Source organism: Micromonospora sp. NPDC005305 (assembly GCF_040607315.1).
Taxonomy (GTDB): Bacteria; Actinomycetota; Actinomycetes; order Mycobacteriales; family Micromonosporaceae; genus Micromonospora.
In genome coordinates this window covers 157,944-181,189 of record NZ_JBEXGL010000007.1, presented here as the reverse complement: position 1 = coordinate 181,189, position 23,246 = coordinate 157,944, and the positions used below count along the sequence as shown (strand labels likewise).

Sequence of the window (23,246 nt, the reverse complement as noted above, 5' to 3'; positions counted from 1 at the left end):
TCAAGGAGACGAACAAATGGCAATTGGCACCGTCAAGTGGTTCAACGCTGACAAGGGCTTCGGCTTCATCACCCCCGACGACGGCGGCGCCGACGTCTTCGCCCACTTCTCGGCGATCCAGTCCTCCGGCTACCGGAGCCTGGATGAGAACCAGCGGGTCGAGTTCGAGGTGACCCAGGGCCAGAAGGGCCCGCAGGCGGAGAACATCCGTCCGCTCTGATCTTCGGATCATCCGGTAACACCCATCGCGCCCCCCGGGCGCGGTGACGGGCCGGTCCGCTGCGCCGCCCACCCGCTCAGCGGGACGTGGCGTGCTGCGGCGGGCCGGCCCGTACCTTTCGGTTCGTGCTTGTGACCACCGGCGACGCCGGTGACGCGCCGCTCCCCGGCGCCCTTCCTCGACACGTGCCGCCTCGAGGAAGGCTTTTCGCATGACCATGACCGTTCCCACTTTCGCCGCCACCGGCCTGGCGCCGGCGCTGGTCGCCGAGCTGGCCGCGCAGGGCATCGCCGCGCCGTTCCCGATCCAGGCGGCCACCCTGCCGGACTCGCTGGCCGGCCGCGACGTGCTGGGCCGCGGGCGCACCGGCTCCGGCAAGACCCTCGCCTTCGGGCTGCCGCTGCTGCACCGCACGGCCGGCCACCGCGCCCGCCCCGGCCGCCCGCTGGCGCTCGTGCTGGTGCCCACCCGCGAGCTGGCCCAGCAGGTCACCGCGGCGCTCACCCCGTACGCCCGGGCGCTCGGGCTGCGCTGCGCCACCGTGGTGGGCGGGCTGTCCCTCCAGCGGCAGGCCGACGCGCTGCGCGCCGGCGCCGAGGTGCTGGTGGCCACCCCGGGCCGGCTGCACGACCTGATCGACCGGCGGGACGCCCGGCTGGACGACGTGGCCGTCACCGTGCTCGACGAGGCCGACCAGATGGCCGACATGGGCTTCCTGCCGCAGGTGACGAAGCTGCTGGAGCAGGTCGCCCCGAACGGCCAGACGATGCTCTTCTCGGCCACCCTGGACGGCGGCGTGGACAAGCTGGTCCGCCGCTTCCTGAGCCGCCCGGTCTCGCACTCCGTCGACCCGGGAACCGCCACGGTGACCGCGATGACGCACCACGTGCTGCACGTCGAGGCGGACGACAAGCCGTCCGCGCTGGCCCACATCGCCGCCCGCGAGGGACGCACCATCCTGTTCATGGCGACCAAGCACCGCGCCGACCGGGTCGCCCGCCAACTGCTCGCCAAGGGCGTACGCGCGGCCGCGCTGCACGGCGGCAAGACCCAGCCGCAGCGCACCCGGATCCTGGAGCAGTTCCGCACCGGCCAGGTCACCGCCCTGGTGGCCACCGACGTGGCGGCCCGGGGCATCCACGTCGACGGGCTGGACCTGGTGGTCAACGCCGACCCGCCCACCGAGGCGAAGGACTACCTGCACCGGGGCGGCCGGACCGCCCGGGCGGGGGAGTCCGGCACCGTCGTCACCCTGGTCCTGCCGGAGCAGCGCCGCGACGTCTCCCGGCTGATGACCGTCGCCGGCATCACCCCGCAGACCGCCCGGGTACGCGCCGGCGACGAGGAACTGGTCCGGGTCACCGGCGCCCGTCAGCCCACCGGCGTCCCGGTCACCGTCACCCCGCCGCCCGCACCCCACCCGGCGCAGGCCTCGCGGCCGGCCCGGTCCCGCCGCCCGCGTCGCCGCTGACCGCCTGATCCTCCGCTCCAGCGCGGCGAGGTGGCGGTGTCCGGCATGCCGGGATGCCGCCACCTCGCCGAGCCGGAGTCGATCACGTGCGGGCCGCGTCGCACCCGCGGCCCGATCCCGGCGCCGCCGTCAGGACGCCGCGGCGCGGTCCACCAGCAGGTCGGCGAGGGTGGTCCGGTCGACCACCAGGGCGATGGCGCCGTCCACCGCGAGCCAGACGTCCCGCAGCCCGGCGGCCACCCCGTGGTAGCCGGCCCGGTCGGCGGGCATGCCCCGCACGCTGGTCAGCGCCCCGCCCACCGCCCGCAGCACGTCACCCACACTGATCTCGGCGGGCGGGCGGGTGAGCGCGTACCCGCCCTCGGTGCCGCGGTGGCTGTGCAGCAGCCCGGCCCGGCGCAGGTCGAGCAGGATGCCCTGGAGGAAGCTGAGCGGGATGCCCTGGCGCTCGGCCAGGCTCGCCGCCTTGACCAGCTCGCCGCCGCCGAGCCCCCCGTCGCCGGTGGACCCGGCGGCGTCGGCGACGGCGAGCATGGCCCGGAGCGCGTAGTCGGCGCGCGCGGAGACGTACACGGCGTCAGTTGCCGGCCTGGTCCAGCACGCCCCACCGGCGCCGGATCGCCTTGTCGGCCGCGCCGAACGCGGCGTCCACCGCGATGCCGACCACCAGGATGACGATCATGATGGCCATCAGCCGGGTCGCCTCGCTCAGCTCCCGGGCATAGGTGAGCTGCGCGCCGATCGACGTCCGGGTGGCGATGACCACCAGCAGCTCGCCGGCCATCAGGCTGCGCCAGGCGAACGCCCAGCCCTGCTTGAGCCCGGCCACGATGGCGGGCAGCGCGGCCGGCGCGATCACGTACCGGTAGAGGTTGAGCCCGCGGGCGCCGAGGTTGCGGCCGGCCCGGACCAGCAGCGGCGGCACGTAGTCGACGCCGTGGATGACGCCGTTGGCGACCGAGGGCGCCGCGCCGAGCACCACCACGAAGAAGATGGCCTGCTCGCTGAGCTGGAAGAGCAGGATGGCCAGCGGGAACCAGGCGATCGACGGCATGGTCTGCAACGCGGTGATCATCGAGCCGATCGCGGCACGGAGCACCTTCACCCGGGCCACGGCCAGGCCCAGCAGGAGCCCGACGGCGACCGCGGCGGCGAAGCCCACGGCGGCCCGCCGCGCGGTGGTGGCCAGGCCCTCCCAGAGCGCCGAGGTGAGCGCGTAGTGGCCGAGGTCCGCGAAGACCGGCGCCGGTCCGGGCAGTGCCCACGGGTCCTTCCAGCCGCTCCAGACCACGGCCTGCCAGAGGGCGATGGCCAGGGCCAGCGCGGCCAGCTTGGGCCAGGTGGCCGACCAGAGCCGGCGCAGCCGGGACGGCGCCTTCTCCCGCCCGGCGATCTCCAGGGCGTCGAGGCCGGAGATCTCCGCGTCGGTGCGCGGCGTCCCGGCGAGGGTGTCACTGGCCATGGCGGCCCACCTCCGTACGCAGCCGGTCGGTGACCTCGGCGGCGATGGCCGCGATCTCCGGCGAGTCGATCCGCCGGGGTCGCGGCACGTCGACCTCGGTGGAGTAGATGATCCGGCCGGGCCGGCTGGACAGCAGGATGATCCGGTCGGCGAGCCGGGCCGCCTCGCGGACGTTGTGCGTCACGAAGAGCACGGTGAGCTTCCGCTCCGACCAGATCCGTTCCAGCTCGTCGTGCAGGATGTCCCGGGTCATCGCGTCGAGCGCGCCGAACGGCTCGTCCATCAGCAGCACCGGGGTGTCCAGGGCGAGGGTGCGGGCGAGCGCGACCCGCTGCCGCATGCCGCCGGAGAGCTGGTGCGGGCGCTTGCGGCCGAAGTCGGAGAGGTGGACGGTCCGCAGCAGTTCGGCGACCCGGGCCTTGCGCTCGTTGCGCGGCAGCCCGCGCAGCTTGAGCGGCACCTCGACGTTGGCCTCGACGGTGAGCCACGGGAAGAGCGCCGGCTCCTGGAACATCAGGCCGGGATTGACCCCCTCGCCGAGCTCGATCCGGCCGCCGCTGGCGCGGTCCAGCCCGGCGACCAGGTTGAGCAGGGTGCTCTTGCCGCAGCCGGACGCGCCGACCAGGCAGACGAACTCGCCGGGGCTGACGTCCAGCGACACCCCGTCCAGCGCCAGGACGGCCTGCTCGCCCTGGCCGTACACCTTGGTCACGCCGCGCAGCGCGACCGAGCCGGTCGCGCTGCGCGGGGTCGTCGTGGTCGACGTCACGGCTGGACGACCTCGGGCTTGCCCTCGGCCTTGAGCACCTCGTTGAGGTACTTCAGGTCGTAGAGGCCGTTCAGGTCCACCGGCTGGGTCAGCCCGACGGCGACGGCGTGGTCCAGGCCGGTCTTCAGCGAGGACGGGATCGGGTCGTTGGTGAACTCCAACGTCGGCCAGGCCTGCTTGATCAGCTTGAGGTCCAGCGGCTTGCCGGTGATCTTGCCGATGTGGTCGGAGATGGCCTGCTGGGCCTCGTCCGGCTTGCTGTTGACGAACTCGTTCGCCGCGACCTGCCCCTCGACCAGCTTCTTCACCACGTCCGGGTGCGCCTTGAGGAACTTGGTGCTGACCAGCAGGTTGGTGATGACGAACTTCTTGTCCGGCCACAGGTCGCGCTCGTCGACCAGCACCTTGCCGCCCGCGTTGACCAGCCGGGAGACGAAGGGCTCCGGCACCCACGCGCCGTCGATGGCGCCGCTGGCGAAGGTCTCGACGGTCTGCGCGTTCTCCTGGGGGACGACCTTGACGTCGCCGCCGCCCTCCTTGGTGGTCTGCAGGCCCTTCTCCTTGAGCCAGTAGCGCAGCGCGACGTCCTGGGTGTTGCCGAGCTGCGGGGTGGCGATCTTCTTGCCGCGCAGCTGCTCCACCGAGGTGATCTCGGGCTTCACCACGAGCGCGACGCCGCCGGACGCGGCGCCGGACACCACCCGGACCGCCTCGCCCTTGGACTTCGAGAAGGCGTTCACGGTCGGGTTCGGACCGATGTACGTGGCGTCGAGCGCGCCGGAGAAGACCGCCTCGATGGCCGCCGGTCCGGCGTTGAAGGTCTTGGTCTCCAGCGTGACGTCGCCGCCCAGCTTCTCCTTGAAGATGCCCTTCTCCACGCCCACCACGGCGGGCGCGTGCGTGATGTTCGGGAAGTAGCCCAGGCGCAGGGTTACCGGACCGGAGCCGCCGGCCGCGTCGTCGCTGTCGTCGCCGCAGGCCGCGGTGGCGCCCAGGGTGGCCGCGCCGACCACGGCGAGGGTGGCCAGGGTGACCAGGCGGCGGAAGGGGAGCCGTCTCATCGTGTATCCAATCCGCAGTATTCCTACTTAGTTGGTAGGAAGACTGGGGCAGGCCGTGGGCGGCGTCAAGACCCGTCCGCGATCCGGGACGCGCGACCTGGGGATTCTCGGCAATTCCTACCTGTTCGGTGGAGATGGCTGCGCCGGTCGGCTGCTGCCCGGCACCGCCGTCCGGTGGGCCCGCCCACACCGCCGGTGCGGGGACTGCCGACGCGTTAGGGTCGATCTCGTGCCGACGCGGAGAGCGAGAATTCCAGCGACGAAATACCCGGTCGAGCGGTTCACCCTCGACAACGGCCTGCGGGTGGTGCTCACCCCCGACCGCAGCGCCCCGGTCATCGGGGTGGCGGTGGTCTACGACGTCGGCATCCGCTCCGAGCCGGAGGGGCGCACCGGCTTTGCGCACCTCTTCGAGCACCTGATGTTCCAGGGCTCGGAGAATCTGGAGAAGCTGGCCCACTTCCGGCACGTCCAGGGCGCCGGCGGCACCTTCAACGGCTCCACCCACCTGGACTACACCGACTACTACGAGACCCTGCCCAGCAATGCGCTGGAGCGGGCGCTCTTCCTGGAGGCCGACCGGATGCGCGGCCCCCGCCTGACCGAGGAGAACCTGCGCAACCAGGTCGACGTGGTCAAGGAGGAGATCCGGGTCAACGTGCTCAACCGGCCGTACGGCGGGTTCCCCTGGCTCACCCTGCCGCCGGTCATGTTCGACACCTTCCCCAACGCGCACGACGGCTACGGCTCCTTCGACGACCTGGAGTCGGCCACCGTCGGCGACGCGGCCGACTTCTTCCGCCGCTACTACGCCAGCGGCAACGCCGTCCTGGCGGTGAGCGGGGACGTCGACGTGGCCGAGGCGACGGCGCTGATCGAGCGGCACTTCGGCGACGTGCCGGCCCGCCCCGCCCCGGAGCGCCCCGACTTCACCGAGCCGGACCTCACGGCGGAGCGGCGCACCTCGTACACCGACAAGCTGGCCCCGCTGCCCGCGGTGGCCGGGGCGTGGCGCGTGCCCGACCCGGTCACCGACTTCGCCGGCTACCTGCCGTACGTGGTGCTGGCCGAGGTCCTCACCGACGGCGACGCCTCGCGGCTGGTCGAGCGGCTGGTCCAGCGGGACCGCTCGGTCACCAGCCTGGGCGGCTACCTCGGCTTCATGGGCGACCCGTTCGACGTGCGCGACCCCACCGCGCTGCTGCTCCAGGCGCACCTGCCCCCCGGCGGCGACGTGGACAAGGTGCTGCGCACCATCGACGAGGAGTTGGACCGGCTGGCCACCGACGGGCTGACCGAGGGGGAGCTGGCCCGGACCCAGGCGCGGATGGCCACCCACCTGCTGCGGGACACCGACGCGGTGCTCGGCCGGGCGCTGGGAATGGCCGTCCTGGAACAGCAGCGCGGCGCGCCGGGCCTGATGAACGAGCTGCCCCGGCTGGTCGGCGAGGTGACCGACGAGCAGGTCCGCGCCGCCGCCGCCACCCTGCGGCCGGAACGCCGCGCGTCCATCGAGGTCATTGCCGGAGGTGGCCGGTGAGCGCGAGGAGTGAGCCGGGGTTGCGAGCCCCGCAGTCGCGAACGGAGAAAGCTCAGTGACGGCAATCGTGGAGACGGGACACCGGCCGCTGCCGGCGCTCGGTCCCAACCGCAGGCTCAAGCTGCCCCAGCAGGCCGAGCGCACGCTCGGCAACGGGCTCACCGTGATCGCGGTACGCCGCAGCGCGATCCCGCTGGTCGAGTTGCGGCTCTGGATGCCGTTCGGGCGTACCCACCTGGCCCGCGGCGGGATGCTCGCGCAGACCCTGCTCTCCGGCACGGAGACCTACACGGCGACCCAGCTCGCCGCGGAGTTGCAGAAGGTCGGCGGCGGGCTCTCCGCCGGCATCGACCCGGACCGGCTGATGCTCTCCGGTGCGGGCCTGGTCACCGGCCTGGACCGGATGCTGGAGCTGCTCGCCGACGTGCTCACCGGGGCCACCTACCCGGCCGACTGGGTGGAGACCGAGCGGGAGCGGCTGGTGGACCGCATCCAGGTGGCCCAGAGCCAGCCCGCCCACCTGGCCCGCACCGCGCTGCTCAAGCGGATCTACGGCCGGCACCCGTACGCGGTGCAGACCCCCGAGCCGGACCAGGTACGCGCGGTGAAGCCCCCGGTGCTGCGCCGGCTGCACGCCGAGCGGGTGCACCCGGCCGGCGCGGTGCTGGTGCTCGTCGGCGACGTGCAGCCGGAGAAGGCGCTGGACGCCGCCGAGCGGGCGCTGTCCGGCTGGAAGGGGGAGGGGCAGCCGGCCGAGCTGCCGCCCGCGCCGCCGCTGGAGCCCGGCCCGGTGCTGCTGGTCGACCGGCCCGGCTCGGTGCAGTCCTCGCTGCGGATCGCGCTGCCCGCGGTGCCCCGCACCCATCCCGACCATGCCGCGCTGCAACTGGCCAACCTGCTCTTCGGCGGCTACTTCTCCTCCCGCTGGGTGGAGAACATCCGTGAGGACAAGGGCTACACGTACGGGCCGCACTCGCTGGTCGAGCATTCGGTGGCCGGGTCGGTGCTGGTCGCCGCCGCCGAGGTGGCCACCGAGGTGACCGCGCCCGCCCTGCTGGAGACCATGTACGAGCTGGGCCGGCTGGCCGCCCTGCCGCCCAAGCCGGACGAGCTGGAGCAGGCCCGCCAGTACGCCCTCGGCACGCTCCAGCTCGGCATGTCCACGCAGGCGGGTCTGGCCTCGCTGACCAGCGCGTACGCGGGCAACGGGCTGCGCCTGGACTTCCTCGCCGAGCACGCCGCCCGGCTGGCTGCGGCGACCGTGGACGACGTGGCCGCGGCGGCGGCCCGCTACCTCGCCCCGGCGCAGGCGGTCACCGTGGTGCTCGGCGACGCCGAGCGGGTCGCCGACTCCTTGGCCGCGCTCGCCCCGGTCCGCACGGAGTCACCGTGAGCGCGAGGAGTGAGCCGGGTCTGCGAGCCCCGCAGTCGCGAACGAAGGAAGGCACCGTGACTGGCGAGCCCGCCCCACCGCTGGCCCGGACGACACTGGACCGGGCGGCGCACCGGCGGACCGACCCGGGGTGGCTCGCCGAGGCGTGGGAGCAGGCCCGGGTGCTCGTGCTGGACTCGACCGACGACGGTCGGGCGCTGGTCCGCGGCGTGGCGGCCCCGCCGGAGCTGGTGCTGGTCGGCTCCGGCGAGCTGCCCGAGGTGCCCCGGTCGGTGCCGATGTTCCTCGGCGTCGAGTCGGACGGCGTGCCGGTCTTCGCCGTGGACGCGCCGCTTCCGGAGCTGGCCGGCACCCGCCGGGTCAACCTGCGGGAGGTCGGCCACCTGCTGACCGACCGCGACGCCGGGATCTTCACCACCGCGCTGGCGCTGCTCAACTGGCACGTCCGGCACGGCTACTCCTCGTCGACCGGCCAGCCGACCGAGGTGGACGAGGCCGGCTGGTCCCGCGTCGACCCGGGCGGCGACCGGATCTGGCCGCGCACGGACCCGGCGATGATCGTGCTGGTGCACGACGGCGTGGACGGCCCGGACGGCCGCTGCCTGCTGGGCAACAACGCCACCTGGCCGAGCACCCCGGGGCGGCGCCGCTACTCCTGCCTGGCCGGCTACGTGGAGCCGGGGGAGTCGGCCGAGGCCGCCGTGCTGCGCGAGGTCAGCGAGGAGGTCGGCGTCGCGGTCGAGGAGATCGGGTACGCCGGCAGCCAGTCCTGGCCGTTCCCGGGCTCGCTAATGCTCGGCTTCCTGGCCCGCGCCGACGCGGACGCGCCGATCCAGGTGGACCCGGCTGAGATCGCCCACGCCCGCTGGTTCACCCGGCGGGAGATCGGCGCCGCGCTGGCCGACCAGCCGGTCCGGGTGGACGGCGGGGACCTCCTGGTGCTCCCGCCACCCTCGTCGATCGCCCTCTTCCTGGTCCACCGCTGGCTCGACGGCCACTGCTGAACACCGGAAACCCGGGCCGGTGGGAGGCCGCGGAGATTGTGGAGGCGCGGGCGGCGGGTCGGCTGGCCGGCGGGAACGCGGGCCGGATGCGGTCCCGGCCCGGGACCGTCGTTGCCGCGGCGGTCTCGGGCCGGGAACACGGGCCGTCGTGACCGGTGAGGCGTGGAACGCGGCGGGGGAGCCGGTCCGGTCGCGACGGACGTCAGTGGCGGGTCAACTGCCGCCCCAGTGGTAGGGGTGACCCGGGTTCATGTCCTCGATGGGCAGCACCTTGACCCGGTGCCGGCCGGCGCGGACGGCTCCCACGGTGGACAGCGCGCGGGCGAGCAGCAGGGCGGCGTCGCGGTCCTCGGCGTGGACGACCTGGCGGCGGGGTTCCGGCGCGCTGGTCTCGTCCCGCAGCCGACTTCCACCGGCCCAGGCGGCGGCGATGTCGGTGTCGGCGGCGGCACGGATCTCGGTGCGGACGATCAGGAACCGCATGGTGGCCCCCGGGTGCGGACGGACGGATGCAGGCTGCAACTTCCACGTCACTCTTGCGTCATGTTACGCCCGTGCGCCGTCCCAGCAAGTGAAACCCGCCTATCGTTCGCGGCGTCGACCGATCGGGTGACCCCAGGTCCGCACAGTTGTCGGGGATGGACGCCAAGGGGCCGCCGGCGCCACGCCGACGGCCCCCGGATGTTCGCCGGATCAGTTCAGGTCGAACTGGCCGTTCTTCGCGCCGGCGATGAAGCCGAGCCAGCCGGCCCGGTTGAACAGCAGCACCGGCCCGCGCGGGTCCTTGCTGTCCCGCAGGGCCACCGCCTCGGGCCCGGTGCGCAGCGGCGCGACCTCCACGCAGTTGGAGGTCTGGCTGCGGGTGCTCTTGCGCCAGGCGGCGCCGGCGAGCTGCTCGGACGAGCTGTTGCGGATCTCGTTCATGGTTCTGCTCCTGGTCTGGAGTGTTCCGATGGGGACGAGTGACGCAGCGGGCCGCCGGACCGTCCCCGTCGATCACCGGTCCGTCGTCAGGCGCCCCGAGTCGCGGCGGCGCTGGGTCGGCGCCGTTGCCGGCCCGAACGCCACTGGGGACTCGACTGCCGTGCCGGTCAGCCGTCCCGTCGCCTCGATCAGCCAGGAGAGGGTGTCCGATGCGGAGAGCGCCGCCGAGCTCAGCCACTCGAACACCACTTTATAGCGATTTAGGGTGTTTACCTCGGTCGACATGACGTCGGTGAAGCCACCTTCGATGGCCAGCGTCTCCGGATCGAGCGGATCGGCGAACCGGTAGACCGAGAAGGCGGTCGGCGGGAGGTACCAGTCGCCGACCCGCGTGTCCCGCAGCAGCAGGCGCAGCGTCACGTTCGGCAGCAGCGCCAGCTCGCAGAGGTGGACGATCTGCTCGTGCAGCACCTCGGTCGGGCCGGCCCGGCGGCCGAGCGCCGCCTCCTCCAGCACGGCCGTGTAGCGCGGCGCGTCGGGGGAGCGGGTCAGCAGCGACTGGCGGGCCTGCCGGGCGCGTACCTCGGTTTCCGGGTCCTCGGTCTCCAGGTCGCCGGCCTTCTCGGCCACCTGGGCCGCGGACATGATCCGGTGCCGGGCGTACCCCGGGGTCTGCAACAGCCCGGGCACCAGGACCGGGTTGTACTCCGAGATCTCCGCGCACCCCGCCTCCAGCTCGGCGAAGGCGCGCTGCTGCTGGGTCATCACCGGGAAGTTGCGCAGCCAGCCGCGCATGTCGCCGGCGTCGTGGGTGATGCCCAGCAGTTCCTCGCGCAGCTCATCCTGCGCGCCATAGAGGGTCAACAGGACGCCCACGTCGTCCGGGTCGGGACGGCTGCGGCCGTTCTCCAGGCGGGACAGCTTGGACGCGGAGGCCCAGCCGATCCGCTCGATGACCTGGTCGCCGGTGAGGCCGGCCTGTTCACGGAGTCGGCGCAGCTCGATGCCGAGCCTGCGACGGCGCAGGATCGGGCCTGGTGCGGCAGGAGGCACGGCGTCCTCTTTCCCGTCGACCGTCGCAGGACGCGACGGTAACTGTATGAAATTCGCCCCCCACGGTCAGTATGGACGGCGCGACCGGTGTCGGAGGGTCCGGCGGGGGCGTGTCACGCGACAAAAAGAGGACTGTGGAGAGGTGCCTTCACCGGCGCCCGACCCGACGCGCCGGATGGCGCACCCCCGCCGGAGGGAACCCGATGCGCACCGTCCTGCGCCGCCCCGACTTCCGCCTGCTCTTCGTCGCGCTGCTGGCGAGCATGGCGGCCGAGTCGATCCTGCTGCTGGCCCTGGCCGTCTGGGTCAAGGACCTCACCGGGTCGGACGGGATGGCCGGGGCGACGATCTTCGCGGTGATCGCGCCGATGGCGCTGGCCCCGCTGGTCGGGTGGGTGGTCGACCGGTGCCGCCGCCGGCCCTTCTTCGTGGCCGCGAACCTGGGCACGGCCGTGCTGCTCTGCCCGCTGTTCGCGGTCCACGACCGCGCCGACGTCTGGGTGATCTACCTGGTGGCGGCGCTGTACGGCCTGTCGTACATCACCCTGAGCGCGGTGCTCAGCGGGCTCATCCGGCACCTGGTGCCGAGCGACCTGCTGGCCGACGCCAACGGAGTGCTGCAGACCGTCCGGCAGGGCCTGCGGCTGGTCGGCCCGCTGGCCGGGGCCGGGCTCTACGCCGCGGTCGGCGGCTGGCTGCTGGTCGCCCTGGCCATGTCCGGCTTCCTCACCGCCGCCGCGGTCGTCGGCGTGCTCCCGGTCACCGAGACCGCACCCGCCCGGTCCGCGCGCCGCTGGCCGGCCGGGCTGGGCGCCGGGCTGCGGCACCTGTCCGGCGACCCCGCGCTGCGCCGGGCCCTGCTCGGGTACGGGCTGGGCTCGCTCATGATGGGCTTCACCGAGTCGCTGATCTTCGCGTACGTCGACCTGGGGCTGGGCCGGGACGCCGCGTTCGTCGGTGTGCTGGTCACCGTGCAGGGGGTCGGCGGGCTGGTCGGCGGGCTCGTCTCGGCCGCCGTGGTGCGCCGGGCCGGCGAGGTGGGGGCGCTCGCCGCCGGGGTGACCTTCTTCGGGCCGGCCGCGCTGGCGCTCGCGTACCCCCGGCTCTGGCTCGGCGTGGTGGCGCTGCTGCTGGCCGGGGTCTCCCTGCCGCTGACCATGGTCGGGCTGAACACGCTGATCCAGCGGCGGACCCCGCCGGGGCTGCTGGGCCGGGTCGCCGCCGCCGCGGAGGCGCTGGTCAGCGGCCCGCAGGCGGTCTCCATCGGCGCGGGCGCGCTGCTCGTCGGCGTCTTCGACTACCGCCTGCTCTTCGCCCTGGTCGGGGTGATGACGACAGCCGCCGGCCTCTACCTCTGGCGTGGCCGCCGGCTCACCGCGCCGCGGCCCGTCGTGGTCCACGTCCCGGCCCCGCGGCGCCCGCTCGACCACGAGGTGCTCGCCGCGCCGCGCCCGCGCCGGGCGCCCTGAGACGCGACAGCGGCCGCCCCCGGTCGGGGGCGGCCGCTGTGGCAGGGTGCGGGCCGGTCAGCCGGCGATGCTGGTCAGGTGCTGCTTGACCTGGGTGATCGAGGGGTTGGTCAGGGCGCTGCCGTCGTCGAACTTCAGCGTCGGGACGGTCTGGTTGCCGCCGTTGACGCTCATCACGAACTCCGCGGCCTTCGTGTCCTGTTCGATGTCGACCACCTCGTACGCGATGCCCTCCCGGTCGAGCTGCGACTTCAGCCGGTGGCAGTAGCCGCACCACGGGGTGGAATACATCGTCAACATGGTCAGGTCCTCCAAGGGGTGACTCGCGCCCGGTCCGATCAGGCCAGGCTAATCGCTGCAACATCGTCGAAGGCTGGAATGATTCCTGGCTGTGGTGGTTCACTCAGCGGCGGAACGGGTGCTGGCCGGCCTCGACCCGGAGCAGCGGTCCGCGGTGACCGCGCCGGCCGGCCCGGTCTGCATCCTGGCCGGCGCCGGGACCGGCAAGACCCGGGCGGTCACCTCCCGGATCGCGCACCGGGCGCTCACCGGGGACATCTCCCCCCGGCACGTGCTGGCCGTCACATTCACCGCCCGGGCCGCCGCCGAGATGCGGGCCCGGCTCACCGGGCTGGGCGTGGGCGGCGTCCAGGCCCGCACGTTCCACGCCGCGGCGCTGCGCCAGGTCCGCTACTTCGCGCCCCGGCTGCTGGAGGGCCGGGCCATGCCCGAGCTGCTGGACAGCAAGGTCCGGGTGGTCACCCTGGCCGCGGCCAAGGTGGGCCTGCGGGCCGACCGGGCCGCCGCCCGCGACCTGGCCGGTGAGATCGAGTGGGCCAAGTCGTCGCTGGTCGAGCCCGGGGAGTACGTGGTGGCCGCGGCCAAGGCGCTGCGCGACACCCCGCACGAGCCGGCGAAGGTGGCGGAGGTCTTCGACGCGTACGAGCGGCTCAAGCGCGGCAACGGCGTGATCGACTTCGAGGACATGCTGCGCGCCGCGGTCTGGGGGATCGAGGAGCACGCGGACGTCGCCGAGCAGGTCCGCGGCCAGTACCGGCACTTCGTGGTCGACGAGTACCAGGACGTCAACCCGCTCCAGCAGCGGCTGCTGGACGCCTGGCTCGGCGGCCGGGAGGACCTCACCGTGGTCGGCGACGCCAGCCAGACCATCTACTCGTTCACCGGGGCGACCTCGTCCTACCTGATCGACTTCCCGCGCCGCCACCGCAACGCGACGGTGGTCCGGCTGGTCCGGGACTACCGTTCCACCCCGCAGGTGGTCGGGCTGGCCAACGCGGTGATCTCCCAGGCGCGGGGCGCCGAGGCCCGGCTCCGGCTGGAGCTGCACGGCCAGCGCCCGCCCGGCCCCGAGCCCGACCTGCGGATCTTCACCGACGAGCCGGCCGAGGCCAATGCCGTCGCGGCCCGTTGCCGGGCGCTGGTCGACGGCGGCACCCCGGCGCGGGAGATCGCGGTGCTGTTCCGCACCAACGCGCAGTCCGAGGCGTACGAGAAGGCGCTCACCGAGGCCGCGGTGCCGTACGTGGTGCAGGGGGCGGAGCGCTTCTTCGAGCGCCCCGAGGTGCGCCAGGCCATGATCGCGCTGCGCGCCGCCACCCGGTCGATCCCGGGCGAGACCCCGCTGCCGGCCGCCGTCGTGGAGGGGCTCGCCGCGGTCGGCTGGGCGCCCGACGCGCCCCCGGCCGGCGGGGCCGCGCGCGAGCGGTGGGAGGCGCTCGCCGCTCTGGTCCAGCTCGCCGAGGAGTACGCGGCGACGCCCGAGGTGGTGCCGATCGGTGAGGCCGCCGCGATCGAACGCCCCGTCACCCTGGGCGACTTCAACGAGGAGCTGGCCCGGCGGGCCGCCCAGCAGCACGTGCCCACCGTGGAGGGGGTGACGCTCGCCTCGCTGCACTCGGCCAAGGGCCTGGAGTGGGACGCCGTCTTCCTGGTCGGGCTGGCCGAGGGCACCCTGCCCACCACGTACGCGAAGACCCCCGAGCAGGTCGAGGAGGAGCGGCGGCTGCTCTACGTCGGAGTCACCCGGGCACGGGAGTGGCTCTGGCTGTCGTACGCGGCGGCCCGCTCGCCCGGCGGCCGGGCCCGGCGGCCGTCCCGGTTCCTGCCCCAGCTGGACCGCTCCGGCGGCGGCGAGCGGGCCGGCGCGGGCCCGGGCGCGGCCCGGCGCACCGAGCGGCGGCGAGCCCAGGTGGTCTCCTGCCGGATCTGCGGCGCCACCCTGCTGGCCGGGGCGGACCGGAAGCTGGGCCGCTGCCCGACGTGTCCGTCCGATCTGGACGAGGAGCTCTACGAGCGGCTGCGCGAGTGGCGGCAGCGGGTGGCCGGAGCGCAGAAGGTGCCGGCGTACGTGGTCTTCACCGACGCCACGCTCACCGCGCTGGCCGAGCGGAGGCCCGGCCGCACCGAGGAACTGATCGCGATCGCCGGGATCGGCCCCCGCAAACTGGGACTTTACGGCGATACGGTGCTGGCCCTGGTGGCCGGTGCGGGAGTGGACGAGGTCTGCCCGCAGAAAAGTTTCGAAATCTAGCCGTAAATCGTTTGCCCTCGCCCCGAGGCGAGGAATAGCCTCAGGACACACCTCGCGAGCGGCGCCATTCTGGCTGCTCACGGGGGACGAGTCCAAGGTCGGCACGAGGAAAGACGAGGAGGTGGCACCCGTGGAGATCTTCACCTATGAGCGTTCGGCGGCGATGCCAGCTGCCGTCGCTCCCCTGTCGTCCGTCCGGGTGGCCCTTGCCGCTCGACCGTCGACTCCGCAGGTGCACCAGGCCCAGGTTCAGGCCGAGCTGAACCGGACCGTGGCGCCGCTGGCGGGGATCGAGGGGACCAGTGGCTTCACGGGCATGGGCATCGATGGCGCCAAGAAGCGCACGGATGTCCGCGGCGTTCCACCTCGAGGTAGACCGGTCTGATCCACCAGACCACCGGCTCACCTCGAGGCCGCGGAACCCGCATACCGGGATCCGCGGCCTCAGTTTTTTTTGCACCGCCGTAGTGCCGTCAGAAATGCGATCCACGAGATCGAAGTGAGAGAGAGGTGACCGGAGGATGAGTCTGGCGTTGGCCCCACTCGACGTGAGCGTCGAGGTGGAGGCGAACCTGCCCTGCCGGAAGTTCGACCCCGACCTGTGGTTCTCCGACTCGCCTGCCGAGCTCGAGCTGGCCAAGTCGCTCTGCGGGGACTGCCCGCTGCGCGTCGAGTGCCTCGCCGGTGCGGTGGAGCGGTCCGAGCCCTGGGGCGTCTGGGGCGGCGAGATCTTCGAGCGTGGCGCGGTCGTCCCGCGCAAGCGGCCCCGTGGCCGTCCGCGCAAGGAGGACCTCGCCCGTGACGCCCAGCTCCGGGTCGAGGCGGAGGCGCGACTGGCGGCCAGTGGGCTGTCCGAGTCGCGGAACTCCGTCCGGCTGGCAGCCTGACACAACCCCGTTCCAACGTCCCCGCCGGTGACCTTCACCGGCCACGAGAAAGCCGAAATCGATGCTGCACCTGCCGAATGGAACCGAGATGCAACTACTCCACGAAGCGTTGTCCCGGGCTCGAATGCGCCGGCCTCAGGCCGGCACCACCACGAGCACTGAGGCGACCCGTTCCGCCCGTACCGTCGCCATGCGTGGCCGCAGCCAGTCGGCCCGCGACCTGGGCGCTCTCTAGATCCCTACACCACAGAAGGGGCGGTGACCGGATGGTCACCGCCCCTTCGGCGTGCGCGTCGGTCAGCTCACCGGGGCGAAGCCGGGCAGCCAGCGCTCCAGGATCGCCCGGTAGGGCGCCTTCGCCTCCAGCTGGCAGAGCACCCCGATCGAGCCGAGCGTCACCCGGTGGATCATCAGGTAGTTCGGCGGCAGGTTGAGCTGCCGGCTGAGCTGGTAGGTGGGGGAGCGCGGGCTGGCCAGCCGGGCCGCCTGGGCGCGCAGCCACGCCCGGGTGAACCGGAACTCGTCCGCGGCGATCGGCTCGAGCATCGGCCGGAGGAAGTCCAGCACCCCCTCGGCGTCGATCGGCTCGGTGGGGCTGACGAAACCCTCGTCGCGCAGCCCGGCGACCACCGCGTCCGCGTCGTCGCGCAGCGCCAGCGCGGCGATCCGGCCGATCGGCTCGGGGGTCCCCGCCGGCATCCGCGCCACCGCGCCGAAGTCGATCACACCGAGCCGGCCGTCGGGGAGCAGCCGGAAATTGCCCGGGTGCGGGTCGGCGTGCAGCAACCCGGCCCGCATCGGCGCGGAGAGGTGCAGCTCGGCCATCAGCCGCCCGGCCTCGTCGCGCTGCTCCTCGGTGCCCTCCCGGATGATCTGCGACAGGGGGGTGCCCTCCACCCATTCGGTGATCAGCACCCGGGGCGCGGCGTCGAGCACCTCGGGGATGTAGATGTCCGGGTCGCCGGCGTACGCCGCCGCGAAGGCGCGCTGCGACTCGGCCTCCAGTTCGTAGTCCAGCTCCTCGGTGATCCGCTCGCGCAGCTCGGCCAGGAGCGGCTTGACGTCCAGCCCGGGCTGGATCGCGCGGAACATGCCGCCCAGCCGCGAGAGCTGCTTCAGGTCGGCGAGCAGGGCGTCCCCGGCGCCCGGGTACTGGATCTTCACGGCCACGTCCCGGTGGCGCGGGCCGCCGTTCGGCCCGTACCCCGGGTCGCGCCAGATCGCGCGGTGCACCTGGCCGATGCTGGCGGCGGCGGCCGGGGTGTCGTTGAACTCCACGAACCGGTCCCGCCAGTCCGGCCCGAGCTGCTCGGCGAGCACCTTGTGCACGGTCGCCGCCGGCAGCGGCGGTGCGGCCTCCTGGAGCTTGGTGAGCGCCTGCCGGTAGGGAGCCGCGATCTCCTCGGGCAGCGCCGCCTCGAAGACCGACAGGGCCTGCCCGAACTTCATCGCCCCGCCCTTGAGCTGCCCGAGCACGCTGAACAGCTGCTCGGCGGTGCGCTGCTGGATCTCGGCGGAGATGACGTCGGACGCGAGCCCGGTGACCCGCTTGCCCATGCCGAGGACGGTCCGACCGGCGAAACCGAGCGGCAGAGCGGCGAGCTTGGCGGTCCGGGACACGGCCCGGCGCGGGATGTCGGTCACCCGGTCATTGTTACCGACTCGGCGGGCCCGCTGCTGCTGTGCGGCCGGGAGCGGGTGCGTCGAACCGGATCGGGCGACGCCCGGAGCACCCGCAGGAGGGGTGCGGCGGCCACCGGCGATGCCGGAACCTGCCCGGCTGCCCGATTTCGACCGCGCAACCGAGCGTTTCCGGGGTGCCCCCGTCGAGGTGGGTCAACGCCTCGGCCGCCGCGTAGGCCGCCGCGGCCAGCCGGGTGGTGGTCGCGCAGACCGGCTCGCCGTCGCCGGCCGCGAGCTGGGCGGCGAGGGCCGGCCAGTCCGGGTCGCGGTCCGTGCGGTGCAGGTCGAGGCAGTGCAGGCAGGGGCCCACCGGCGGGCGGACCAGCGGGCCGATCACCGGCACGCCGCCGCGCAGGTCGACCAGGAGGTGGGGCTGACGGCGGCGCGCGTAACCCGTGGCGAGCAGAGCCGCCGGGCGGTCGGCGCCGAGCTGGACGACCAGGTCGGCCCGGCCCGGCCGCAGCGGCGCGGTCGCGGTGCCCGGCGCGCACCGGGCCAACGCCGCGCGGACCGCCGGCGCCAGCGGACGGCCCAGCTCCGCACCGGTGAGGCCGGTGCCCACCAGGTCACCGGGGCGGACCGGGCCGGCCAGGTCGGGTACGACGTGCCCGACCCCGGCCTGCGCCAGCGCCACGGCGATCGCCGCGCCGAGCCGCCCGGCCCCGCTGACCAGCACGCGCGCGGCCCGCCGGCGGCGCAGCAGCCGGGCCGGCGTGCCGGGCAGGGTGGGCGCGGCCAGGGCCAGGGCGTCGGCCTCCCCGGTGAGCCGGGCCCGGACCGGCCCGGTGAGGTCGCGGGGGAGCAGGCTCTGCGCGGGTACGACGAGAGCGGCGGCCCGGAGCGTGTCGAGCAGCATCCGGGCCTCGGCCGGTGGGACCCGCGCGGCGGTGGCGGCGGTGAGAATCTCCCGCTCGCTACGGGTGCCGTCGAGCAGGTCGAGCAGGCGGGCGGCGCCCGGGCTGGTCACCTCCAGCAGCACGGCCCGGCCGGGTTCCACCCCGAGCTGGAGGGTGTGCCGGTCCCGCCACAGCCGGGTCAGGCCGGGCAGCAGCGTCGGACGGGCGAGGGGCACCGGTTCGGTCACACCACGCATCGTGACCGCGTCCGCGCTGTCCGTCGATCGTTGTCCACAGGTGCGCCGGGCCGTGGCCAGCGTTGTCCACAGGAAAACCCGGGTTGTCCACAACCCACCGGTAGCCGGTGTCGGCTACACGACGAGGGAGGGGTGGCGACCGCCACCCCTCCCCCGTGCGACCCGGACGGGTCAGACCTTGGCCTTGCCGAGGATGCGGTTCACTGTTGTGCCGCACACCGGGCACTTGCCCTTGGCCATGTTCATGCCGGTCTTCGAGACCTCCACGCGGCCCTCGAAGTCCCGCTTCTCCTTGCACTTCACGCAGTAACCGTTGTAGGTCTGGGCCTGGTCGGCCACGGTAGCCCTCCTCGTCTCGTCCACCGGACGCCTCCGGCGGGTTTCCCTGCGGCGGGCCACGGGTGGCGCCGGCGCCGGGGGTTCTCCGCGATCACGCACGTGACCGCTGGTTGGCGGACCCTACCCAGGTCTGGGCGGTTCCATGTCAGCTGTGCGTCGACTCTGTGAGTAAGTCGACGTCGAGAGTGTGCATGCCGCGTTACGTCGGATAAGTCAGTTTCGCGGGGACACGCCGGGTGAATGCCCTCAGATCCCCCTTCGGGGCGGCCCCACCGCGACAACTCGTCCGTAGATCACCTAACGTTGACAGGGGCCCGCAGGTGATGGTCAACTGCCGCCGCAAAGATTTTTTTCAGGACTCCTGACGACCAACCACCATTTTCCGGGCGCGTGTCGTCGTGTTGACTCTTGCGGACCCCTGGTCAGTACGCATTAGCTTTCCCTCGTGACAGTCAGCCGAGGCTGCGCGGACCAGTGATGGCCGGGACGCGGAAGCCCGTCGTCGAAGTACGGCGCAGCCAGCGCCGGCGACGCACGGTGTCCGCGTACCGCGACGGTGAGCGCGTCGTCGTGCTCATCCCGGACCAGTTCTCCCGTGCCGAGGAGAGCGAGTGGGTCGACCGGATGCTGGCCCGGCTCGCCGCCCGCGAGGGCCGGCTCGCCCGCTCCGACGCCGAGCTGCTGGCCCGGGCCACCCGACTGATCAACCTCTACCTGTCCGAGCACGGTCGGCTGGCTGCCCCGGCCAGCGTCCGCTGGGTGACCAACCAGAACGGCCGCTGGGGCTCCTGCACCCCCGCCGACCGCACCATCCGGATCTCCCACCGCATCCAGGACATGCCCGAGTGGGTGATCGACTACGTGCTGCTGCACGAGCTGGCCCACCTCATCGTGCCCAGCCACAACGCCGCGTTCTGGGCCCTGGTCAGCCGCTATCCGAAGTCCGAACGGGCCCGCGGCTACCTGGAGGGCGTAGCCGCCACCTCCGGCGTCCCCCTGACCGACTGACGCCCAGCCCCGCCTCCCAGTTCTCGCCGGGACGCACGGCGGCGCGGCGGCATGGCGGTTCGGGGCGTCTGGGTGGAACGGGTGGCGGGTTAGGGTCGTCGGGTGGCTCGACGTGTGGTGGTGGCGTTGCTCGGCCCGGTGGGCTGGGCGCCCCCGGGGATCGACCCGGCGCGGTGGCGGAGCGCGCTCGCCGAGGACGTGGTCGACCTGCTGGCCACGCTGAACGAGGTCGAGACCGCCGTGGCCGTGACGCCGGAGGACCGCTGGCTGGCCGACGCGGTGGTCTGGCCCGGCACGGCCGTGTACGAGGTGCCGGAGCTCACCGTCGCTGCGGTGTTCGCCGCCCTGACCGGGTTCGACCAGGCGGCCGTGGTGGTCGCCGACGCGCCCGACGTGCCGGGGCTGACTCTCGGCAAGCTGCTCCGGCCGCTGACCAGCCGCCCCGTCGCGGTCGCCCCGGTGGAGGGCAGCGGGGTGGGGCTGCTCGGGGTGGCGGCCCGGCTGCCCGCACCGGAGTGGTTGCCGGCGCTGGACCTGGACACCGCGGCGCCGGCCGAGGTGCGTGCCGCCGCCCCGCGCCCCGGGGACGTGGCGGTCACCGCCGGCTGGCGGCGGCTGCGCGGCCCGGCCGATCTGGCCACCCTCGACCCGGCCTTCGAGGGCTGGGAGGCGACCCGGGCGCTGCTCTCCGGCCAGCCCGGCTGACGAGCGCCGGAAGCTGCGCCGGGGTCCACGAGCGCCGGAAGCTGCGCGGGGGCCCGCACGGCGTGCGTGCGGGCCCCGGCGACGTGCGGTGTCAGGACTTGTCGTCGTCCTCGCCCGGGGCCTGCTCCTCCGGCGCGCCGGGTGCGGTGAAGTCGAAGTTCGCCAGCTCCTCGTCCAGGTCGCTGGTGGTCGCGGCGAACGCCTCCGGGTTGGCGAAGTCCTCGTCCGACGGGAGCAGGTCGGGGTGGCCCCAGACCGCGTCCCGGCCGGCGATCCCCCGGTGCTCGGTGAGCGCCGACCAGAGCACGGTCGCCTCGCGCAGCCGGCGCGGCCGCAGTTCCAGGCCCACCAGGGCGGCGAAGGTCTGCTCGGCGGGGCCACCGGCGGCCCGGCGGCGGCGGAACGCCTCGCCGAGGCGGACCACGTTCGGCAGCCGGTCGCCCGCGGCGCTGTCCACGACGTGGCACACCCAGCCCTCGACCAGGGCGAGCACGGTCTCCAGCCGGGCCAGCGACGCCTTCTGCGCCGGGGTGTCCTCGGGCGTGAAGATGCCCTCCAGGGCGATGGCCTGCATCGACTCCGGGTCGGTCGGGTCGACCCGGCCCATCGCCTCCTCGATCGCCTCCCGGTTGACCCGGATGCCCGCGGCGTAGTTCTCCACGGCGGCGAGCACGTGCCCGCGCAGCCACGGGACGTGCTGGAAGAGCCGCTGGTGGGCGGCCTCGCGCAGGGCGACGTAGAGGCGGACCTCGTCCTCGGGCAGTTCCAGGCCCTCGCCGTACGCCCGGATGTTGGCCGGGACGAGCGCGGCGGTGCCGGCGGGGCCGAGCGGCAGGCCGATGTCGCCGGCGGAGAGCACCTCGGCGGCGAGCGAGCCGAGCGCCTGGCCGAGCTGGCCGCCGAAGAGCGCGCCGCCCAGCGTGGCGACCATGGACTGCATCGGGCCGAGCTGGGCCCGGGCCTCCGGCGGCACCAGGTCTCCCATGGCGCCGACCATGCGGCTGGCCACCGGGTCGCAGAGCTTGCGCCACACGTCGAGGGTCTTGTAGATCCACTCGTTGCGGTTCCAGGCGACCGAGGTGCGGATGCCGGTGGGCCACGAGGTCGCCGGCTCCAGCCAGAGGTCGGCGATGCGCAGCGCCTCCTCCACCGCGTTGCGTTCGAACGGCGAGACCGCCGGGTCGCCGGCGGCGGCGAGCTGGCTCGCGGCGACCTGCCGGGCGAGGTCCCAGTTGACCGGCCCGCTGCCCGGCGCCGAGAGCAGGTGCTGCAACTGCGACATGAACTGCTGCATCTGCGCGGGATCGTTGGGGTCTGGTGGTTGCCCACCCGGGAGCGCGAAGCCGAACGGAATATCAGGCACGACGTCTACGGTACGCGGGCCGCGCCGCAGGTCGTGCGCGTCGGCGTTGCGCTGAGGGCGAAGTCCTGCGGTCACCGCGCCGGACGTTCCGGGCCGGATCGGTACGCTCTGGCGCATGAGACGTCGCGGCGTGACCGTACTCCTCGGTGCACTGCTCACCGCCCTGCTCAGCGTCGGCGTGCTGAGCGTGCCGATCCCGTACGTGGTGCTCGGTCCCGGCCCGACCGTCAACACCCTGGGCAGTGAGAACGGCAAGGAGATCATTCAGGTCTCCGGCCGGGCGACGTCCACCTCGGCCGGGCAGCTCCGGCTGACCACGGTGGGTGTGCAGCCCACCGTCCGGCTGCGCTCGGCGCTGGCCGGCTGGTTCTCCTCCGACGAGGCGGTGGTGCCGCGCGAGCTGGTCTACCCGCCGGGGGAGTCGCAGGAGGAGGTCGAGCAGCGCAACGCGGAGGACTTCCAGAACTCGCAGACCAGCGCCGAGACGGCGGCCCTGCGGGAGCTGGGCTACCCGATCCGGGTGCTGGTCAAGACGGTCACCGCGGGCGGCCCGTCGGTCGACGTGCTCAAGCCCAACGACGTGATCACCTCGGTCGACGGGCAGCCGGTGACCAGCGCGGCCCGGCTCACCGAGCTGATCCGCGCCAAGCCCGCCGGCACGGCGCTGAAGATCGGCTACACCCGGGCCGGTGCGCCGGCCACGGCCACGGTCAGGAGTCGTGAGCAGGACGGCCGGCCGCGGATCGGCATCGAGATCGACCAGCAGCAGCCACACCCGTTCACCCTCAAGATCGACCTCGGTGACATCGGCGGCCCCAGCGCCGGGCTGATGTTCGCCCTGGGCATCGTCGACAAGCTGGAGCCGGCCGACCTGACCGGCGGGAAGGTCATCGCCGGCACCGGCACCATCGACGACGAGGGTCGGGTCGGCCCGATCGGCGGCATCGCGCAGAAGCTGGTCGGCGCCAAGGAGGCCGGGGCGAAGGTCTTCCTGGTGCCCGCCGACAACTGCGCCGAGGCGGTCCGCAACCCGCAGCCCGACCTGCCGCTGCTCAGGGTGGGGTCGCTGGACGACGCGTTGACGGCCCTGGAGAAGCTGCGCGCCGGGGGGCAGCCGACCCGCTGCTGACCGGGCCGCGCGGGGCCACCGGACGATCGTGACGTGACCTTGACCCGACGTGTTCAGGAACACCCCGTACTCTGGGTGCCTGGTCGGAGCCGATCACATCGAGCGTGCGGAGCCAACAGTGG

The 23,246-nt window shown here is 73.6% G+C and carries 24 protein-coding genes; 12 read left to right on the top strand and 12 right to left on the bottom strand.

Going from position 1 to position 23,246, the window contains the following annotated elements:
• The first annotated feature begins 16 nt into the window (after window positions 1-16).
• Complete coding sequence (locus tag ABZS80_RS14675) at window positions 17-220, top strand: cold-shock protein (RefSeq protein ID WP_107079793.1); 204 nt, start codon at window positions 17-19, stop codon at window positions 218-220.
• Window positions 221-431: 211 nt separating this feature from the next.
• A complete protein-coding gene (locus tag ABZS80_RS14670) occupies window positions 432-1,691 on the top strand; it encodes a DEAD/DEAH box helicase (protein ID WP_355056171.1) in 1,260 nt (419 codons plus the stop codon).
• Between the two features lie 129 nt (window positions 1,692-1,820).
• Here ABZS80_RS14670 and ABZS80_RS14665 read toward each other — a convergent pair whose 3' ends face one another.
• From ABZS80_RS14665 to ABZS80_RS14650, 4 genes are read right to left on the bottom strand one after another with little or no spacing between them, the layout of a single operon-like run.
• Window positions 1,821-2,264: an Rrf2 family transcriptional regulator gene (locus ABZS80_RS14665; protein WP_355056170.1), complete on the bottom strand. Its 444-nt coding sequence runs from the start codon at window positions 2,262-2,264 to the stop codon at window positions 1,821-1,823.
• A gap of 4 nt (window positions 2,265-2,268) precedes the next feature.
• Window positions 2,269-3,153, bottom strand: a complete 885-nt coding sequence (locus ABZS80_RS14660) for an ABC transporter permease subunit (RefSeq protein WP_151462835.1) — start codon at window positions 3,151-3,153, stop codon at window positions 2,269-2,271.
• Window positions 3,143-3,922 carry an ABC transporter ATP-binding protein gene (locus ABZS80_RS14655; protein ID WP_355056169.1) on the bottom strand — a complete coding sequence of 260 codons (780 nt, stop codon included), beginning with the start codon at window positions 3,920-3,922 and terminating at the stop codon, window positions 3,143-3,145. Before ABZS80_RS14655 ends, ABZS80_RS14660 begins: the two co-directional genes overlap by 11 nt.
• Window positions 3,919-4,983 (bottom strand): ABC transporter substrate-binding protein, encoded by a 1,065-nt coding sequence (locus ABZS80_RS14650; RefSeq protein ID WP_355056168.1) that lies wholly within the window; start codon window positions 4,981-4,983, stop codon window positions 3,919-3,921. Before ABZS80_RS14650 ends, ABZS80_RS14655 begins: the two co-directional genes overlap by 4 nt.
• A gap of 229 nt (window positions 4,984-5,212) precedes the next feature.
• Here ABZS80_RS14650 and ABZS80_RS14645 point away from each other — a divergent pair, with 229 nt between their 5' ends.
• Genes ABZS80_RS14645 through nudC form a run of 3 tightly spaced genes read left to right on the top strand, consistent with a single transcriptional unit; the run spans window position 5,213 to window position 8,920 of the window.
• Window positions 5,213-6,523 carry a pitrilysin family protein gene (locus ABZS80_RS14645; protein ID WP_355056167.1) on the top strand — a complete coding sequence of 437 codons (1,311 nt, stop codon included), beginning with the start codon at window positions 5,213-5,215 and terminating at the stop codon, window positions 6,521-6,523.
• A gap of 55 nt (window positions 6,524-6,578) precedes the next feature.
• Entirely contained in the window at window positions 6,579-7,916 is a 1,338-nt protein-coding gene (locus ABZS80_RS14640; protein ID WP_355056166.1) for a pitrilysin family protein, read from the top strand.
• Between the two features lie 56 nt (window positions 7,917-7,972).
• A complete protein-coding gene (nudC, locus tag ABZS80_RS14635; protein ID WP_355056165.1) occupies window positions 7,973-8,920 on the top strand; it encodes an NAD(+) diphosphatase in 948 nt (315 codons plus the stop codon).
• Window positions 8,921-9,133: 213 nt separating this feature from the next.
• On the opposite strand, the gene ABZS80_RS14630 is transcribed toward nudC, so the two are convergent.
• The 3 genes from ABZS80_RS14630 to ABZS80_RS14620 all read right to left on the bottom strand — a co-directional run bounded on the left by ABZS80_RS14630 (window position 9,134) and on the right by ABZS80_RS14620 (window position 10,897).
• Window positions 9,134-9,403, bottom strand: a complete 270-nt coding sequence (locus ABZS80_RS14630; RefSeq protein ID WP_151462827.1) for a hypothetical protein — start codon at window positions 9,401-9,403, stop codon at window positions 9,134-9,136.
• Between the two features lie 210 nt (window positions 9,404-9,613).
• On the bottom strand, window positions 9,614-9,844 hold the full coding sequence (locus tag ABZS80_RS14625; RefSeq protein ID WP_262284869.1) for a DUF397 domain-containing protein: 231 nt from the start codon (window positions 9,842-9,844) through the stop codon (window positions 9,614-9,616).
• Between the two features lie 72 nt (window positions 9,845-9,916).
• A complete protein-coding gene (locus ABZS80_RS14620) occupies window positions 9,917-10,897 on the bottom strand; it encodes a helix-turn-helix transcriptional regulator (protein WP_355056164.1) in 981 nt (326 codons plus the stop codon).
• A gap of 203 nt (window positions 10,898-11,100) precedes the next feature.
• Between ABZS80_RS14620 and ABZS80_RS14615 the strand changes: the two genes are divergently transcribed.
• Window positions 11,101-12,366: an MFS transporter gene (locus tag ABZS80_RS14615; protein WP_355056163.1), complete on the top strand. Its 1,266-nt coding sequence runs from the start codon at window positions 11,101-11,103 to the stop codon at window positions 12,364-12,366.
• Window positions 12,367-12,423: 57 nt separating this feature from the next.
• On the opposite strand, the gene ABZS80_RS14610 is transcribed toward ABZS80_RS14615, so the two are convergent.
• The gene (locus ABZS80_RS14610; RefSeq protein WP_355056162.1) at window positions 12,424-12,666 is read right to left on the bottom strand and encodes a mycoredoxin; all 243 of its coding nucleotides are present in this window, start codon (window positions 12,664-12,666) and stop codon (window positions 12,424-12,426) included.
• A gap of 91 nt (window positions 12,667-12,757) precedes the next feature.
• Here ABZS80_RS14610 and ABZS80_RS14605 point away from each other — a divergent pair, with 91 nt between their 5' ends.
• The 3 genes from ABZS80_RS14605 to ABZS80_RS14595 all read left to right on the top strand — a co-directional run bounded on the left by ABZS80_RS14605 (window position 12,758) and on the right by ABZS80_RS14595 (window position 15,804).
• Window positions 12,758-14,917, top strand: coding sequence for an ATP-dependent DNA helicase UvrD2 (locus ABZS80_RS14605; protein ID WP_355056161.1), 2,160 nt, complete (start codon window positions 12,758-12,760; stop codon window positions 14,915-14,917).
• A 130-nt stretch (window positions 14,918-15,047) separates the two neighbouring features.
• Entirely contained in the window at window positions 15,048-15,302 is a 255-nt protein-coding gene (locus ABZS80_RS14600; RefSeq protein WP_355056160.1) for a hypothetical protein, read from the top strand.
• A gap of 136 nt (window positions 15,303-15,438) precedes the next feature.
• Window positions 15,439-15,804, top strand: coding sequence for a WhiB family transcriptional regulator (locus ABZS80_RS14595; protein ID WP_151462818.1), 366 nt, complete (start codon window positions 15,439-15,441; stop codon window positions 15,802-15,804).
• Between the two features lie 297 nt (window positions 15,805-16,101).
• Here ABZS80_RS14595 and ABZS80_RS14590 read toward each other — a convergent pair whose 3' ends face one another.
• The 3 genes from ABZS80_RS14590 to ABZS80_RS14580 form a co-directional block, all read right to left on the bottom strand.
• The gene (locus tag ABZS80_RS14590) at window positions 16,102-17,448 is read right to left on the bottom strand and encodes an AarF/ABC1/UbiB kinase family protein (protein ID WP_355056159.1); all 1,347 of its coding nucleotides are present in this window, start codon (window positions 17,446-17,448) and stop codon (window positions 16,102-16,104) included.
• A 10-nt stretch (window positions 17,449-17,458) separates the two neighbouring features.
• Window positions 17,459-18,580, bottom strand: a complete 1,122-nt coding sequence (locus ABZS80_RS14585; RefSeq protein WP_355056158.1) for a TOMM precursor leader peptide-binding protein — start codon at window positions 18,578-18,580, stop codon at window positions 17,459-17,461.
• A gap of 171 nt (window positions 18,581-18,751) precedes the next feature.
• Window positions 18,752-18,919 (bottom strand): DUF5679 domain-containing protein, encoded by a 168-nt coding sequence (locus ABZS80_RS14580; protein WP_012014940.1) that lies wholly within the window; start codon window positions 18,917-18,919, stop codon window positions 18,752-18,754.
• A 477-nt stretch (window positions 18,920-19,396) separates the two neighbouring features.
• Between ABZS80_RS14580 and ABZS80_RS14575 the strand changes: the two genes are divergently transcribed.
• Both ABZS80_RS14575 and ABZS80_RS14570 read left to right on the top strand, forming a co-directional pair.
• A complete protein-coding gene (locus ABZS80_RS14575; RefSeq protein WP_355056157.1) occupies window positions 19,397-19,927 on the top strand; it encodes a M48 family metallopeptidase in 531 nt (176 codons plus the stop codon).
• Window positions 19,928-20,029: 102 nt separating this feature from the next.
• Window positions 20,030-20,632: a hypothetical protein gene (locus ABZS80_RS14570; RefSeq protein WP_355056156.1), complete on the top strand. Its 603-nt coding sequence runs from the start codon at window positions 20,030-20,032 to the stop codon at window positions 20,630-20,632.
• A gap of 91 nt (window positions 20,633-20,723) precedes the next feature.
• Here the strand turns inward: ABZS80_RS14570 and ABZS80_RS14565 are convergent, their stop codons facing one another.
• Window positions 20,724-21,926 (bottom strand): zinc-dependent metalloprotease, encoded by a 1,203-nt coding sequence (locus tag ABZS80_RS14565; protein ID WP_355056304.1) that lies wholly within the window; start codon window positions 21,924-21,926, stop codon window positions 20,724-20,726.
• Window positions 21,927-22,110: 184 nt separating this feature from the next.
• Between ABZS80_RS14565 and ABZS80_RS14560 the strand changes: the two genes are divergently transcribed.
• Window positions 22,111-23,124 carry a PDZ domain-containing protein gene (locus ABZS80_RS14560; protein WP_355056155.1) on the top strand — a complete coding sequence of 338 codons (1,014 nt, stop codon included), beginning with the start codon at window positions 22,111-22,113 and terminating at the stop codon, window positions 23,122-23,124.
• Window positions 23,125-23,246: the final 122 nt, after the last annotated feature.